The sequence below is a fragment of the Pleomorphochaeta caudata genome (assembly GCF_055395745.1).
Genome location: NZ_AP042458.1, coordinates 2705744 through 2722393, shown reverse-complemented (window position 1 = coordinate 2722393; position 16650 = coordinate 2705744). Strand labels below are relative to the sequence as shown.

Below are 16650 nucleotides of genomic sequence, written 5' to 3'. Positions count from 1 at the left end.
TTCTATCCGCCAAGATATGCTTTTATAACTTCAGGGTTTGTAAGTAGTTTATCCCCTTTGTCTTCTAAAATTATGTCGCCAGTTTCTAGAACATAACCTCTATTAGCAATTGAGAGTGCCATAGTTGCATTCTGCTCTATTAATAAAATTGTTTTTCCTGAATTTTTAATTCTAGTTAATAACTCAAAAATTTCTTCAACTATAATTGGAGCAAGGCCAAGGGATGGTTCATCTAACATAATTAGATCTGGGTCCATCATTAAGCCTCTAGCAATTGCAAGCATTTGTTGTTCTCCTCCAGATAAAGAACCACCAGCTTGGCTTGCTCTTTCTTTTAATCTTGGAAATAAAGTGTAATTAGTTTCGATTAATTCAGAGAACTTTTCTTTACTTATACTAGGATTTCCTAAAGAGCCAGCAACTAAGTTTTCATATACACTCATATCAGGGAAGATTTTTCTTCCTTCTGGTACATGTGATAACCCTAGTTTAACAATTTTATCAGGAGGCATTTTTGTAATATCTTTATCTTTAAAGGTGATTTTACCAGTTAGTTTTGGGACTAAGTTTGATATAGCCATCAAAGTACTTGTTTTACCAGCACCATTACCACCAATTAAAGTTACAATTTCACCCTGATTAACAACTAATGTTTCATTCCTTAGTGCTGAGATATAACCATAGTTTACGCTTAAATTTTCTATACTAAGTAGTGGCATGTGTAATACCTCCTGTTGCAATTCCTTTACCAAAGTATGCTTCATGAACTTTTTCATTACATTTGATGATATCTGGAGCTCCTTCACAAATTTTAACTCCAAAGTTTAATACCATAATCTTATTACAGGTATTCATAACAAACTTCATATCATGTTCAATTACTGCAACTGTATAGCCTAATTGATTTATCTTTTTAATGAATTTTGATAATTCAAGAGTTTCATTAGGATTCATACCTGCAGCAGGTTCATCTAGTAATAAAATTTTAGGATCTAGTGCTAATGCTCTAGCTATTTCAACTTTTCTTTGTACTCCATAAGGTAGATTTCCAGCTTTAGTATTGGTATAAGCGCTTAAATCTAGTAAATCAAGAATTTCTTTACCTTTAGTTATGGTATATTCTTCATCATCCCTAAACTGTTTAGTGTGAAAAATTGAATCCCAAATATTTGATTTTAAAGACATATGGAAGCCTATTTTTATGTTGTCTAATACGCTCATATATTTAAATAATTTAATATTTTGGAAGGTTCTTGCCATTCCTTTTTTTGCTACATTTTCAGGTTTTAGATTTGTTATATCTTCACCATTTAAAAATACTTTTCCTTTTGTTGGTTTATTAAAACCTGTGCAAGAGTTAAAGAAAGTAGTTTTACCAGCACCGTTTGGTCCAATTATTCCAAAGATATCTCCATTATTAACTTCCATGTTAACGTTTTCTACTGCATGAAGACCGCCAAAATACATACAAATGTTTTCTGTTCTTAGAGTGGGTGTGTTACTCATTTACTAGCCTCCTTGCCTTGTAATTTAGAAAGATTTTCTTTTAGCACTTTCTTATCGTTTGTATTTCCTGCCAATTTACTATCTGAGTCCCCAGCTAAACCTTGTGGTCTCTTCCACATCATGATGATAATAAGAAGAGCAAATGCTACTAGTCTCCATTGACCAATTGGGCGGAGTACTTCAGTTAAGAAGTTTACAATAATAGATCCAATAATTGGTCCAACTAATGTACCTTGTCCTCCAAGAATTACCATTGATAAAATGTTCCAACCTTCATCTAATGTGAAATAAGTTGAATCAATAAATCTTACATATGGTGCATAAATAGAGCCTGCAATTCCTACCCAGAAAGCACCATAAATAAAGTTGGTTGCTTTATAGAAAGAAGCATTAACACCTAAGCTTTGTGCAGCTAATTGATCTTCTCTTATACTCATCCAAGCTCGTCCTAATTTAGAGTTTATAACTCTATGCGTTACCACTATAAAGAGGACTGTGAAGGCTAAGAAAATATAGAAATAGGATTGTGAGTTTTTAAATGCAAAACCAAATAGGGTAGGAACTGGAATATTTTTAATTCCAAGTGCTCCACCTGTTAATGGTGTTAAATTTAAGGCAAATAATCTTGCAATTTCACTAAAACCTAAAGTTACGATTGCTAGATAAATACCACCCATTTTTAAAGTCGGTAGTGCTACTAATAAACCTACCAACCCTGTTATAATTCCAGCTAATGGAATACATAACCAAAAGTTTAATCCAAGTTTTGTAGCTAATATTGCTTCTGTATAACACCCAAAGCAAAAAAAGCCTGCAACACCTAAACAGGTTTGACCTGTGTAGCCGTTAATTACATTTAAAGCTCCAGCTATTGTAGAGTATAATAAAATTCTACAAAGAACTCCCATATAATAACTTCTATCAGTTGTTAGAGGAATTAGAGCCAATAATACAACAAATAATATTTGCCATAAGATTTTTTTAGATTGATAGATACTTATAGTTTTATTAATTAATTTATTCATTATACTTTTGCACTCCTCTTTCTAACAAAGCCTGTAGGTTTAAAGATCAATACTAGTATTAAGAAACTGAATGCAAATACATCTCTATAACTTGCTGATGTAATTGTAATTCCTAAGTTTTCTACTATTCCGATACATAAACCACCAAGAGCAGAGAATCTAACATCGGTTAATCCTCCAAGTACTGATGCACTGAAGGCTTTCATACCTAAAGCTCCACCCATTGTTGCTTGTACAACCTGGTAATAAATACAAATTAATAAACCTGCTACTCCGCCAAGGCCACATCCAACACAGTTGCCTAAGCGAGCAATTTTTTTAACATTAATTCCAACCATATAAGCAGCTGTTTTATCTTGGCTAACTGCTCTTAGCATTACTCCAAATTTTGTATGATTAAATACATAACTAAGTACAATTGAAAGCCCAACAACTAATAGTATTATCAACAATTGAAGTGAAGAAATTTGTATTGGTCCTATATGATAGAATTTAATATTTACAATATTTAACATTGGTATTTGGTTTGGTCCAAATATAATTTGAGCTAGATTTTTTACTAGCATGGAAAATCCAATTGTACATAATAATGAAATATGTCTAGGTGCATTAAAGAATCTTTCATAGCAAACTTTGTAAACTGCAATGCCCATTATCCAAGATGCTAAAAATGCTACCAAAAAGCCTAATACTAAATGTGTTCCACAGAATTGAAAAGTGTAGTAGGCAGCAAAAGCTCCCATTATCATTACCTCTCCGTGAGTGAAGGTAACCATTCCAACAACACCAACAATTACTGAATATCCTATAGCCATTAATGCATAAATGGCACCTTGGCATAATCCATTAATAAGTTGATTAAGAAAATAATCCATAACATCCCCCATAAGAATTTTTGATGCTAATATAGATGCTATTTAAGCATCTATATTAGTTTTAATTAGATTATTTTGTGGAATAATCAAAACCTTCTTTAACTACGTATTGACCATTTTCTACAGCACAGATTAAGTATGCTCTAGTAATATCTCCATCAACATTGAATTTGATAGGTCCAGTTAAACCAGTGTATGTGTTTGTTTTTAGATTATTTTTAATATTTTCTCTTGTAATATCATCACCACAAAGTTCAATAGCTTCTTTAATTAGATATACACAGTCATATGCACAAGCTGGGTGAACAGTTGGATTGAATTTAGATTTTGCAAAGAATTCTTCTTTCCATTTTGTTAACTCTGCATCTTCTGGATCAAAGAAGAAAGGAGTAGATAGAACTAAGCCTTCTGAGTTATCACCAGTTAAACCAATTAATTGTTCTGAAGTTCCAGGTCCTAAAGTTGCAATTTGTACATCCCAACCACTAGATCTAATTTGGTTAATAACTTGAGCTACAGCACCTTGGTCTAAGATAACTACAGCTTGAGGATTAGCAGCTTTTAATTTAGTAATTAAGGAAGAGAAGTCTTTTTCATCTTGAACATAGTTAACTTCAGCAACGATATCTAAACCAGCATCAACAGCACCTTTTTTGAAGTTGTCTACAGCTGAAACACCCCAGTCACTATTGATATAGATTAAAGCTACATTATCAAGACCTAAATACTTTTTACAAATATATTTAGCAAAGAAAGGAGCTTCTCCATCTTGTCTACCCATAATACTGAAACAGTAATCACTCATACCAGCATATTTAGGGTTTGAAGCAGTAGGGGATAATTGAACAATACCAGCATCATCAACAATTGGTGCATTAGCCATACAACAACCACTAGTAAAGTCTCCAATTATTGCCATGGTATCTTTATTGTCACATAATTGTCTTACTAAGTCAGAACTTTCTTTTTGGTCCCCTTTAGAGTCATTAACATCAAGGATGATTTTATAACCATTAACACCACCAGCTGCGTTAATTTCATCAGCAGCCATTTGTGTTCCAATTTGGAAACCAACACCATATTCTGCATTTGTTCCTGTTAAAGGTCCAAGTACTCCTAATTTAATTGTTCCTTTAAATCCTTCTTCTTCAGCTTGTTTTTGCTCAGCGTTACCGTTAGCAAAAAGTGTTGCCATAGATATTAAAATAATACCTAATAATAATACAGTCTTTTTCATCTTTTTCTCCTAATTATATATTATTTATGGAATCTCAATTCACAGGTCTTGCAACCCTTAGCAATAGTGTCACTAAGATCTAGAGTTAAGCCCATTGATTTAGCAATGCCTCTATCTCCATCCATAGCCATATCACAAAGTAATTCACATGTTGCATCATCAAAGCCTAATTTCTTCCATGCTGATACTAGTGCACAGTAGTGGAATGAAATATGTAGATCATCTTCTGTTGCTTCAATAGAATTCATGTTGAATGAATCAACACCACATTTGTTTAAGAATGCTACTCTGAAATCTCTTACATCTTCAGGATTCTCACAATTTGCTAAGAATCTTTTTCCATGCATTTCTCCACAACGAGTAATTGCTTTTCTCATTATTGGTTCAGCATCAACTCCTGCTTTAATTAATTCATCATAGATTAAGCCCATCCATGTTGCTCTGTGTTCGATTTGTGCGCGATTAGTTGCTGCAACTTCGTCTACTTTGTTTTCAATGTTTTCAATCATTTTTTTTTGCTCTCCTATTTGGTTGAGTATTGATTTTTTAAAATATCAGTAATATAATCACTAATATCTTACTGATATCTTACTGGTAGTCTAACACCAAATGTAAATTTTTAGCAAGTTTTTTTTTAAAAAATTTTGGAGAGTAGTGTGAATATAAAAAATAAGAGTGTAAAACAGTCTAAGAAAAAACAGTTCTATGACATTGTTTTATCAAGAATAATTTATTGTAAATATATTTCAAATCAAATTATTACTGAGAAGGAATTAGTCGCTGAATTTAAAGTGAGTAAAACTCCTATACGTGAAGCTTTATTAGAATTATGTAATGAAGGATATTTACAGAGTATTCCACGTCTTGGTTATCAAATTCTCAATTTTTCTGATTATAAACAAATTAAAGCAATCAATGATTATAGGATATGCTTAGAGCATGGTACTATAGATTTCTTTTGGGATCGTTTAGATATTAAGAAAATAGAAAAATTTGAAAAATATTATTTAGAAGAACTTTTAACATTTGATGATTCTTCCATTCTTAATTGTTGGGATAATAATGTTAAATTTCATGTTGAGTTAGTTTCTTTGTTCAACAATCAATATGTAGTTGAAAGATTAAAAAAGGCTATGAACTATTTAAAGGTTGCTTATGCCCAATCTTATTGGGAATACAGCTATACCGATAAGGTATTAGAGGAACAATGTCATAAAAAAATTATAAAATATTTATATTTAAGTGATAAGGAGAATGTATTGAAATATTTGCTAGAGGATATAAGTAATTTTGTTTTGGTAGATAAATAATATTTTTTACACATATTTGCATTTTTAGAATTTAATGCGTTGATTTTTGGTTTTTATTTTAATATGATTAGTAGTATCTTACTGATACATTAAAGATAAATTTGATAAAAAAGATGTAATATAGGGGTATATTATGAGTATAAATTTAAAAGATACTGCAAAATCAAAAAAAGATATCTATTATGAATTGATATTAAATAGAATAATTAAATGTGAATATGTTTCAAATGATATTATTACAGAAAAAGGTTTAGTGGATGAATTTGGTGTTAGCAAATCTCCAATCAGAGAAGCTTTATTAGAACTTTGTAATGAAGGATATTTAAAAAGTATTCCAAGATTTGGTTATCAAATCTTAAATTTTGATGAAAAAACAATTCAAGAAATTACAGAATATAGAGTCTGTTTAGAATATTCATCTATGGATAGATTCTGGGATAGAAAAGATTTAAAAAAATTCCAGGAAATTGAAAAGTTTATGTCAGATAATTATGATGATACAGGTAAAAGAAAAGCTTCCCTTGACTATTGGAAATTAAATACTGAATTTCATGTAATGCTTATTTCTTTGTTTAATAATTCTTATGCAACTGATAGATTGCGTGATGCTATGAGATTCTTAGGGGTCGCTTATGCTCAATCTTATTGGATTAATTATCATACTGAAACTATTACTACTGAGTGTTTTTGCCATAAAGATATGGTTGAAGCCATTAAAAATAATGATAAGGAAAAAGCTTTAAGAATATTATATGAGGATATAAACAACTTTAATAAATTAGAAAAACAATAAGGTGGTTTTTAATGAAAAAAGTTGGAGTATGGGGGAGTTATGTCGTCGATGTTATGGCTAGAGCTCCATATTTTCCTAATAAAGGGGAAACTGTAAAAGGTTCCTATTCTAAGTTAAGTCCTGGTGGAAAAGGTTTTAATCAAGCTATTGCAGCTAAAAAAGCTGGTGCAGATTTATTATTTTCAACAAAAGTAGGTAAGGATTCTTTTGCCCAAATGGCTTTTGATTCTTTAAATGAAAATAAGATTAACAAGGATAATATTGTAATTAGTGATACTCATGATACTGGTATTGCACTAATATTAGTTAATGAAAAATCAAAAGAAAATGAAATAATAGTAGTTCCTGGTGCTTGTGAAACTTACTCAAAAAAAGAGATTGATGAGATCTTTGATAATTTTGGTGATATTGAATATTTGCTTTTGCAATTAGAGATTAACAACGATGCTAATTCTTATATAGTAAAAAAAGCTAAAGAGAGAGGTATTAAAATAATTTTAAACCCCGCTCCTTATTCAGATTGCTGTAAAGATTTTTTAGATGGGTTATATTTAGTAACTCCTAATGAGACTGAAGCAGCTTTAGTTTCTAATCTAAAATGTGAAGATATTGAAGACTATAGAAAAATTTCAGGTTTCTTTTTTGAAAATAATGTTGAGAATGTAATTATTACATTAGGTAGTAAAGGTCTTTACTATAATGATAGAAAAACTGAAAAAATAATTGATAATTTTGATGTTGAAGTTGTTGATACTACTGGAGCAGGTGATGCTTTTAATGGTGGATTATTAGCAGGTCTTAGTTTTGAATTAGATCTATTAGAAGCAACTAAATATGGTAATATCGTATCAAACTTATCTGTTAGAAAAATGGGAACTAGTATTTCAATGCCTAAAAAAAGTGAAATTATGTTTTTCATGTCTACAATTATTCCAAAATAATAATTTCTTATTAAGATATACACATAACTGTTACTAATTTATTAGTAGCAGTTATTTTTTTTTATTTTGTTATTATTCTACTAAATTTGTTTACAACTGAGTAATAACTTATGTATTATAAAAATATGAAAAAGTTAGTTTATTTAATAATTATTTCATTGTTATTTACTTCTTGTTATGTCTATCAAATTTTTTTCAATCCTTATAGTATTATTCAAACAAATTTTGAAAGGGATTATGATAGTGGGAGTTTACCTAACTCTGGTACTTTATCTTCTCTATTTGATTATGGTAATCAAGAGTGGGATTTAGTCTTTTATTATGGCCCTTATAGCTTTGATCAAGAGCAAGTATATGATGATTTAGGAATAAATTCTCCTTTTATTGGATCTTCTTATAATGATGGAGATTGGTTATTAGTATTTGTAAGTATTAATGAAGATTCCTCTTATTCTCTCAATTATATATTAAAAGGTACCAGCTGTGAGGTTAGTCCAATTGATTCTCATTATTATAAACAAGTTTTCTCTACTGATGATTTATATACTAGATTTGGTCCATCCCATGATATTTATTTAAAGAAGAAAAATTAATTTTAAATAAATAAAATTCATTTCTGCTCTTTGCTATAAAAAAAGTTAATTATTGCAAACAATTCTATTGCAATAAATTTATGTTTTTACTACAATAAATTCCAATGGTATTTATTACTGTAAATGAGGTGAATTGTAGATTATTAATTAAGTAAATTTTAGCTATGTTTATATAAATAAATTAATTATTTATCATAAGTCTTTTCAAATTTTATTTAAATTAATTTTACAAAAAATTATATGCAAATTAAAAAAGAAGATATAAGGGCAAAAATTCTTGATTCTGCAAGAGTCGAATTTTTAAAAAATGGTTATAACAAAGCATCATTAAGAGTTATTAGTAATAATGCTAATTTAACTAAAGGTGCTATATATTCATATTTTAAGAATAAAGATGCTTTGTTTTGTGAGTTAGTCAAACCTGCAACTAGCTTTTTAGAAGCTGAATTTAGTGATAATTCACGATATATTAGGTATTCAAGAAAAAATAATAATAATTTTCCAATAGAATTTAAATTAGAAAGTTTTAAATTTCATGCCCATGTAGTTTTAGATAATTATGACAGTTTTAAACTTTTATTATTTTGTGCAGCGGGCTCTTCTCTTGAATTTTATAGAGAGAGGATTATTTCTTTATATGCTGATCAATTTAATTTAAGAGCTTCATTTATGGGAAAAAAGGAAGAGTATTGCCAGTTATTTGTACATACTCTTGCAAGTACTTATATTAGTTATTTGGAGGAAATAATTACCCATAATCCAGATAGAAATCTAGTAGATGAATATGCTGCACAAATGGCAATTTTTGTAGATGCAGGTATAAATAAATTAAATATTTATAAAAAAAAAGAGTAGTCTCTTTTTTTTTAATATAAGAGTTAGCTGAAACTAATAAAATATTATAGTGTAATGAAAATTAAATGAATATAAATTTAGGAGTTTTTTTATATGAAAAAAGATAAAAAGAAATCTATTTTAAGTAGATTTGTGCCATATATGGGTAAAAAGAAGATTTTATTACCTATAGCGCTAATACTGTCTGGATTATCGGCTATATTAAATATAATACCCTTTGTGTTGGTTTGGTATATTGTTCGTGATATTTTAGTCTTTCCAAACGCTTTAAATTTTACTAATGTAAGTCCTTATGCTTGGTATGCTTTTTTAAGTGCTATTTTAGGAGTAGTTGTTTATTTTGGAGCATTAATGTGTTCACATCTTGCTGCATTTCATGTAGAAGTAGGGTTACAAAAAATTGGCATGGAGAAAATTATGAGCATGCCTTTAGGTTTTTTTAATCAATATGCTAGTGGTAAAATAAGAAAAATTGTAAATGATGGGGCTTCTACTACACATACCTTTTTAGCTCATCAGTTGCCTGATATGGCTGCTAGTGTAGTATCTCCAATTATCTTACTTTTATTAATGATATTAGTTGATTTTAGAATGGGACTTATTTCTCTTATTCCTATTATATTAGGTTTTATAACAATGAGTTTCATGATGACTGCAAAAGGTAAAGAATTTCAACAAATGTATTATGATTCTTTAGAAGAAATGAGTTCTGAGTCTGTAGAATATGTTAGAGGTATTCCAGTTGTAAAAACTTTTGGACAATCTATTTTTTCTTTTAAGCGATTTTATAATAGTATTATTAAATATAAGAAAATGGTTCATTCATATACTTTGCTCTGGCGAACTCCAATGTCTTTCTATACTATAATAATGCAATCAACAGTATTCTTTTTAATTCCTATTGCTATTTTACTAATTGGAAATGGGGATAATGTAGCATTTGTTATAGCCAATTATATTTTTTATTTATTAGTCTCTCCAATATTTACGACTTTATTGATGAAATCAATGCATTTTCAACAAAATAGTATGATTGCAAAACAAGCTATTGATAGATTAGATGAGTTAATGAATTATCCTGAAATGCATTTTGAAACCAAAACACAAAAAATAAATAAACATTCTCTAGAATTTAAAAATGTAAGTTTTTCTTATGAAGGTGCTGAAAATAAAGCAGTAGATGGAATTAATTTTAAATTAAATGAAGGAGAAACTATAGCTTTAGTTGGAGCCTCTGGTGGTGGAAAAACTACTATTGCTCGTTTAGCTGCACGATTTTGGGATGTTGATGAAGGAGAAGTTCTCCTTGGTGGTATAAATGTAAAAGATATATCTAAAAAACAATTGATGGAAAATATTTCATTCGTTTTCCAAAATACAAACTTATTTAAAGGTTCATTAAAAGAGAATATTATTTTCGGCAAAGAAAATGTTTCTCAAAAAGATATAGATGAAGCTATATCTTTATCTCAATCAAAAGAAATTATAGATAATTTAGATCAGGGCTTAGATACCATCATTGGTACAAAAGGAACTTATCTATCTGGTGGGGAACAACAAAGAATAGCTCTTGCCAGAGCTATGGTTAAAAATGCTCCAATTGTACTTTTAGATGAAGCAACGGCTTTTGCTGATCCAGAAAATGAACATTTAATTCAGAAAGCTCTTCATGAATTGAGTAAGGGGAAAACTACATTAATGATTGCTCACCGTTTAACCAGTGTTAAAAACGTAGATAGAATCTTAGTTGTTAATGATGGACAAATTAAAGAAGAAGGGTCTCATGATGAACTGCTAAAAAAAGGTGGATTATATAAAACAATGTGGGATGAATATCAACAATCTATTGAATGGAGAATTAATAGTAATAAAAATATAAAAAAGGGAGCAAATTATGCGTAAATATTTCCAAGATAAATTTGCCATGTCTGAACCAGGGGCAAAAGATTTAATTAATGGGATAACTTGGTCAACAATAATGGATATTAGTTTTATGTTCCCTCTAATTTTTGGTTTCATATTTTTGAATGAACATTTAGAAATATTTCTTTATAATGCTAATATTGAGCCTAAAGGTGTAGCCTATTATTTGATTATGAGTTTGGTTTCATTGTTGATAATGTTTGTTATTGCATATATACAATATGATTCTACTTATTCAAGAATTTATGAAGAAAGTGCTAAAACGAGAATAAAATTAGCTGAAACTTTAAGGAAACTACCATTAGCATTCTTTGGTAAAAAAGATATTGCAGATTTAAGCTCTACAATAATGGAAGATGCTACTCAAATTGAACAGCTTTTTTCTCATGCTGTTCCACAAATTTTTGCTGCAGTCTTATCTGTTGTAATTATGGCTATTATGCTATTTTTCTATAATTGGCAGATGTCTCTAGCAGTTTTCTGGGTTGTCCCTGTTGCTTTCTTAGTTTTTTTCTTTTCTAGAAAATTTCAAAATAAAATACATACACAAGGTTATTATTATAAAAGAGAAGTAGCTGATGATGTACAAGAAATGCTTGAATCTGTTAATGAAATAAAATCTTATAATAGAGAAGATACTTATTGTGATAATTTAAATGGTAAATTAGATAATTATGAAAAATTTCTAATAAAAAGTGAATTGATGTTAGGTGCTACAATAAACTTTTCATATACAATTTTAAAATTAGGGCTTCCAACTGTTATTTTAGTAGGAGCTTCCCTTTTAATGAATGGTTCAATTAATATTTTCACTTATCTTGTTTTCTTAGTAGTTACTGCTAGAATATATAATCCTATTATGGAAATTATGGAACATTTAGCTTTATTATTGTATTTAAATGTAAGAATTAAACGTATGAAAGAAATGAATGCTATGCCAAGACAAGAAGGGACAACTGAATTTAATCCAAAGAATTTTGATGTGGAATTTAGTAATGTTGATTTCTCTTATATTGATGGTGTACAAACTTTAAAGGATGTTAGTTTTTGTGCAAAACAAGGAGAAGTTACAGCACTTGTTGGGCCATCTGGAGGGGGAAAGAGTACAGTTGCAAAATTATCTGCTCGTTTTTGGGATATTAATAGGGGGTTAATTACTTTAGGTGGTGTTGATATTTCAGAAGTAGATCCTGAAACTTTATTAAACTATTATTCCATTGTTTTCCAAGATGTTATTTTATTTAATTCAAGCGTAATGGAAAATATTAGATTAGGGAAAAAAGATGCTAGTGATGAAGAAGTTAAAAGAGCTGCATCCCTTGCAAAATGTGATGAGTTTATTAAAAAACTCCCTCAAGGTTATAATACTTTAATTGGTGAAAATGGTGAAAAATTATCAGGAGGGGAGAGACAAAGAATTTCTATTGCTAGAGCAATTCTTAAAGATTCTCCAATTATTTTACTTGATGAAGCTACCGCCTCTCTTGATGCAGAGAATGAAAGTAAAATTCAAATGGCTCTTAGTGAATTAACAAAAAATAAAACTGTCCTTATAATTGCGCACCGTATGAGAACTGTTTTAGGTGCTGATAAGATTGTTGTTCTAAAAGATGGAACTGTTGTGGAATCAGGAGCTCCTATGAAATTAAAAAAGGAAAATGGTGTTTTCTCTACAATGGTTAAAAGACAATTTCAAAATAGTTAATCTAAAACTTAAATAAAAGATTTTTAAGTTTTTTAATAATACAATCAAAATATTATCCCTCTATAGTAGATAAATCTTTTATTTATTTTAGGGGGATTACTTTTTGTATAAATATTGTTTTAATTACTTGTGTTAAATAGCATTATTTAGTTTAATATTATTAGTGTAATTGATAGGAGTTTATTATTAATATAAAAGAATATTGGAAAGCAACACTTGAGCAAAATGCTAATTTGATGAAATCATATTTTCATGATGATGCTATTATAAGATGGCACAACACTAATGAGCAATTTAGTGTTGATGAGTATATTTTAGCTAACTGTGAATATCCTGGAAATTGGAAAGGGAATATTGATAGAATTGAAGTTATTGGCAATCTAATAATAACTGTAACTAAAGTTTTATCATCAGATGAGAAAATATCACTTCATGCAATATCTTTTATTAAAGTAATTGATAATAAAATTACATCAATTGATGAATATTGGAGTGAAGATGGAGACCCTCCTATATGGAGAGACTCTATGAATATTGGAAAGAGTATAAGTAATTAATTTTAAATTCTTTTCTTATAAAGGAATTGTGAAATTTAGTTTATATACCATAAAAATCATATTCATAACTGAATCATTATAATCTATCAATTCATTCCAAGACTCTTCATCTGGCGGTCCATTCCAAAAATTAGTGGGTTTATTTTCCATAGATTTAAATGGTAAATTTAAACCCAAAGACAAATATAAATCCTCTTTATTATCTTTTGTAAAAATCCATCCGACCTCTCCATATACTCCGATTGTAAAACAGGTGTAATGAGAGTGCTCATTTGAAAAATCAAATTGCATAAAAACATCTGAAGCAAAGCCTAAATTTAAGAAAAAAGATTGATACTTTATTAGATTGTAATTTATAGTCCCATGTAGAGCAATTGTTTCAAAATAATCATCAAGTGGTACTTGTCCAATTTTTTCACTATTCATTAATATTGCAAATAATGGATAACTAGCAGTAGCTTTTATATTCCATCTATTAGTTTGTTGCATTAGAGAAAACCCAATATCATTTAAATTGATATCAATGCCTTTTCTATAAGTTGTTTCTGCAAATATAGCTACATTAAAATTAATTAATACTAGTAAAATAAATATTATTTTCTTCATACTTTTATAGTAGATGTAATACTCTGTGTTGTCAAATTAGTTTTGTAATTATATATATTTGATCTAGGGTATAACAAATATGAAAAATTTGTATATTGCAAATAATTTATTATTAGTGCACTATCTAAAAAAATATGATACATTTATATAAGATACCTAATATTGGAGTAATCATATGAATCAAGATGCAATAATTGTTATGAGTATATTAATAATTTTAATTATACTACTTTTCGTTTTTCTAGTAAAAAATATTCTAAAACTTTCAAAGTTTAAAAAGAAATATTCACCAATAATAAATATTGATGAAGCAGTACAAAAAAGTAGAAAAGAAAAAAATAAAATTGATGATGATATTGAAAAATTGAGAGCAAGTTATAAAGAAAAAAAATATTTATATGATAAACTTTTAAAACAAATATCAATTTATGATGAAGAATTAGAATTAGCTGAGTATGGTTTTTATAAGCCTCATTTTGATTTTGATACATCAGAAATATATAAGGATAAAATTAAAGCATGCAAAGACAAACAAAAAAGGATGATACAGAATAAAAATGCTGTTTATTGTACTCAAGAATGGATTGTTGAAGGAAGTAGGGCAAAAGGTAAAACTATGACTAATAGGAATATCAGACTTACTTCTAGAGCTTTTAATAATGAATGTGACGCTTTAATTTCAAATGTTAGATGGAATAATATTTTGAAATTTGAAGAGAGACTTGTAAAAGCAAAGGATTCAATTGATAAGATGAACGCATCAAATAAAATATATATTAATCAAAAATATTTGACTTTGAAAATTGAAGAACTTAGACTAACTCATGAATATAGAGACAAAAAGCAAAAAGAGAAAGAGGAACAAGCAGAGATTAGAAGGCAGATGAGAGAAGAAGAAAAGTTACAAAAAGAAATCGAAGATGCCGAAAAAGAAGAAATAAAATTTCAAAAAATGTTTGATAAGGCACAAAAAGATGCAGAAAAGGCTGTTGGTTCAAAATTAGATAAATTAAAAGAAAAGATGGCTTTATTAGAAAAAGAATTGAAAGATGCTCATGAGAAAAATGAAAAAGCTAAATCAATGGCTCAACAAACAAAATCCGGGCATGTTTATGTTATTTCTAATATTGGATCTTTTGGTGAAAATGTATATAAAATAGGTATGACTCGTAGACTTGAACCATTAGAAAGGGTAAGAGAATTAGGAAATGCTTCAGTTCCGTTTACATTTGATGTTCATGCAATGATTTATTCAAAGGATGCACCTCAACTTGAAAATATATTACATAAAAAATTTGAGGAAAAGAGAGTAAATCTAGTTAATAATAGAAAAGAATTTTTCAATGTATCTTTAGAAGATATTGAGAGAGAGGTTAAAAAAGAATTTCCAAACTCAGAATTTATTTTAACATCAGAAGCTAGAGAATATAGAGAGTCTCAAGCTATTAGAAATAGAAAAAAAGTTGCTAACGATGAAAAAGAAGAACTTCCTGAAGCAATATAGCTCATATATATAATTATTTTTAATCAAAATCTATTGATAAATTTCAATAGATTTTTTTATGTAAAGGTTGCAATAATAATCTCTATTTTCATCTAATAAAAAAAATAAATAATATTTCTTGACAAATTTGAAAAACCGATATTAGAATATTTTAAACGATAAAGTAAACTTAATTAAACGATAAAGTAAATAATTTTTACTATAACTAAGGAGACTATTTTGAGAGTAACCCTAAAGTCTATTGCTTGTGAAGCTGGAGTCTCTACCACTTGTGCTTCTAATATTTTAAATGGGAAAACTAGAGAGTATTCTGATGCTACAATTAAAAAAATTAAAGATATTGCTAAAGATAGAAATTATATACCTAACTCAATAGCTAGAAGTATGAAAACTAATTCGACTATGTCTTTAGGATTAGTTTTACCTGATATTACAAACCCATATTATCCTGAATTAGCAAAGGCTATTGAAGCAACAGCTTTTGAGTATGGTTATAATATTATTTACATAAACACTGATGATAATTTTGAAAAGGAAAAACAAGCTTTTAAATTATTGTATGAAAGAATGGTTTCTGGGATTGTTTATGTCCCATCATTTATTTCTTCAAATTCGGATTTAGATATTTTAAGCGATAATATTCCAATTGTAATGGTTGATAGAGATTATGAAACAAAAGGCGTTAAGGGTATTGTCTCTTCAAATGATTATTTAGGTGCTTATGAAGCTACAAAATATTTAATAGAAAAGGGTAAAAAAAGAATTTGTTTTATATCAGGTGAAAAGAGAAGTGATCAAATAAGTGATAGAATTTTAGGGTATAAAAAAGCTTTAAAAGATAATGGTATAAAATTTAGTGATTCTTTATTGATTGAGGGTGATTATACTTCAGAATTTGGTTATGAATCCACTAATACCTTTATTGATAATATTGAATTTGATGCAATTTTTGCTGCTAGTGATATTATAGCAGTGGGCGCTCTAAAAGCTCTTAATGAAAAAAATATTAAAGTGCCTGATGATGTTTCTTTATTGGGTTATGACAATATTTATTATAGTGGTTATACAAATCCTCCTTTAACCACAGTCGAACAGCCCAAATATGAAATGGGTGTTAAAGCTGTAAAAATGTTAATAAATATAATTAATAACAAGAAGAATGAAAGTAATAAAATAATTATTGATCCAAAACTAATTATTAGAAAAAGTGTTAAGTAAGG

General features: G+C 28.5%; 17 protein-coding genes. 10 read left to right on the top strand and 7 right to left on the bottom strand.

Annotation, left to right across the window (positions count from 1 at the left end):
- Nucleotides 1-2: 2 nt before the first annotated feature.
- The 6 genes from ACZ5RS_RS12515 to ACZ5RS_RS12490 all read right to left on the bottom strand — a co-directional run bounded on the left by ACZ5RS_RS12515 (nucleotide 3) and on the right by ACZ5RS_RS12490 (nucleotide 5152).
- Nucleotides 3-719: an ABC transporter ATP-binding protein gene (locus ACZ5RS_RS12515; RefSeq protein WP_464635957.1), complete on the bottom strand. Its 717-nt coding sequence runs from the start codon at nucleotides 717-719 to the stop codon at nucleotides 3-5.
- Nucleotides 706-1506 (bottom strand): ABC transporter ATP-binding protein, encoded by an 801-nt coding sequence (locus tag ACZ5RS_RS12510; protein WP_464635955.1) that lies wholly within the window; start codon nucleotides 1504-1506, stop codon nucleotides 706-708. Before ACZ5RS_RS12510 ends, ACZ5RS_RS12515 begins: the two co-directional genes overlap by 14 nt.
- Entirely contained in the window at nucleotides 1503-2531 is a 1029-nt protein-coding gene (locus ACZ5RS_RS12505) for a branched-chain amino acid ABC transporter permease (RefSeq protein WP_464635953.1), read from the bottom strand. Before ACZ5RS_RS12505 ends, ACZ5RS_RS12510 begins: the two co-directional genes overlap by 4 nt.
- Nucleotides 2531-3406 (bottom strand): branched-chain amino acid ABC transporter permease, encoded by an 876-nt coding sequence (locus ACZ5RS_RS12500; RefSeq protein ID WP_464635951.1) that lies wholly within the window; start codon nucleotides 3404-3406, stop codon nucleotides 2531-2533. The genes ACZ5RS_RS12505 and ACZ5RS_RS12500 overlap by 1 nt, the downstream gene beginning before the upstream one ends.
- 70 nt (nucleotides 3407-3476) lie before the next feature.
- The gene (locus tag ACZ5RS_RS12495; RefSeq protein WP_464635949.1) at nucleotides 3477-4643 is read right to left on the bottom strand and encodes an ABC transporter substrate-binding protein; all 1167 of its coding nucleotides are present in this window, start codon (nucleotides 4641-4643) and stop codon (nucleotides 3477-3479) included.
- A 20-nt stretch (nucleotides 4644-4663) separates the two neighbouring features.
- Complete coding sequence (locus ACZ5RS_RS12490; protein WP_464635947.1) at nucleotides 4664-5152, bottom strand: L-2-amino-thiazoline-4-carboxylic acid hydrolase; 489 nt, start codon at nucleotides 5150-5152, stop codon at nucleotides 4664-4666.
- A 147-nt stretch (nucleotides 5153-5299) separates the two neighbouring features.
- Here ACZ5RS_RS12490 and ACZ5RS_RS12485 point away from each other — a divergent pair, with 147 nt between their 5' ends.
- The 8 genes from ACZ5RS_RS12485 (at nucleotide 5300) to ACZ5RS_RS12450 (ending at nucleotide 13320) form a co-directional block, all read left to right on the top strand.
- Nucleotides 5300-5953 carry a GntR family transcriptional regulator gene (locus ACZ5RS_RS12485; RefSeq protein ID WP_464635945.1) on the top strand — a complete coding sequence of 218 codons (654 nt, stop codon included), beginning with the start codon at nucleotides 5300-5302 and terminating at the stop codon, nucleotides 5951-5953.
- A gap of 133 nt (nucleotides 5954-6086) precedes the next feature.
- Nucleotides 6087-6746, top strand: a complete 660-nt coding sequence (locus tag ACZ5RS_RS12480) for a GntR family transcriptional regulator (RefSeq protein ID WP_464635943.1) — start codon at nucleotides 6087-6089, stop codon at nucleotides 6744-6746.
- Nucleotides 6747-6757: 11 nt separating this feature from the next.
- Complete coding sequence (locus tag ACZ5RS_RS12475; protein WP_464635941.1) at nucleotides 6758-7687, top strand: ribokinase; 930 nt, start codon at nucleotides 6758-6760, stop codon at nucleotides 7685-7687.
- 125 nt (nucleotides 7688-7812) lie between these two features.
- On the top strand, nucleotides 7813-8280 hold the full coding sequence (locus ACZ5RS_RS12470) for a hypothetical protein (protein WP_464635939.1): 468 nt from the start codon (nucleotides 7813-7815) through the stop codon (nucleotides 8278-8280).
- Between the two features lie 240 nt (nucleotides 8281-8520).
- Nucleotides 8521-9135, top strand: a complete 615-nt coding sequence (locus tag ACZ5RS_RS12465) for a TetR/AcrR family transcriptional regulator (RefSeq protein ID WP_464635937.1) — start codon at nucleotides 8521-8523, stop codon at nucleotides 9133-9135.
- A 93-nt stretch (nucleotides 9136-9228) separates the two neighbouring features.
- Nucleotides 9229-11037, top strand: coding sequence for an ABC transporter ATP-binding protein (locus ACZ5RS_RS12460; RefSeq protein WP_464635935.1), 1809 nt, complete (start codon nucleotides 9229-9231; stop codon nucleotides 11035-11037).
- Nucleotides 11030-12763, top strand: a complete 1734-nt coding sequence (locus ACZ5RS_RS12455) for an ABC transporter ATP-binding protein (protein WP_464635933.1) — start codon at nucleotides 11030-11032, stop codon at nucleotides 12761-12763. Before ACZ5RS_RS12460 ends, ACZ5RS_RS12455 begins: the two co-directional genes overlap by 8 nt.
- A 236-nt stretch (nucleotides 12764-12999) precedes the next feature.
- Entirely contained in the window at nucleotides 13000-13320 is a 321-nt protein-coding gene (locus ACZ5RS_RS12450; RefSeq protein WP_464635931.1) for a nuclear transport factor 2 family protein, read from the top strand.
- A gap of 15 nt (nucleotides 13321-13335) precedes the next feature.
- Here the strand turns inward: ACZ5RS_RS12450 and ACZ5RS_RS12445 are convergent, their stop codons facing one another.
- Nucleotides 13336-13926 (bottom strand): hypothetical protein, encoded by a 591-nt coding sequence (locus ACZ5RS_RS12445; RefSeq protein ID WP_464635929.1) that lies wholly within the window; start codon nucleotides 13924-13926, stop codon nucleotides 13336-13338.
- A gap of 175 nt (nucleotides 13927-14101) precedes the next feature.
- Between ACZ5RS_RS12445 and ACZ5RS_RS12440 the strand changes: the two genes are divergently transcribed.
- A complete protein-coding gene (locus ACZ5RS_RS12440) occupies nucleotides 14102-15430 on the top strand; it encodes an SNIPE associated domain-containing protein (RefSeq protein ID WP_464635927.1) in 1329 nt (442 codons plus the stop codon).
- A gap of 219 nt (nucleotides 15431-15649) precedes the next feature.
- Nucleotides 15650-16648 (top strand): LacI family DNA-binding transcriptional regulator, encoded by a 999-nt coding sequence (locus ACZ5RS_RS12435; protein WP_464635925.1) that lies wholly within the window; start codon nucleotides 15650-15652, stop codon nucleotides 16646-16648.
- Nucleotides 16649-16650: the final 2 nt, after the last annotated feature.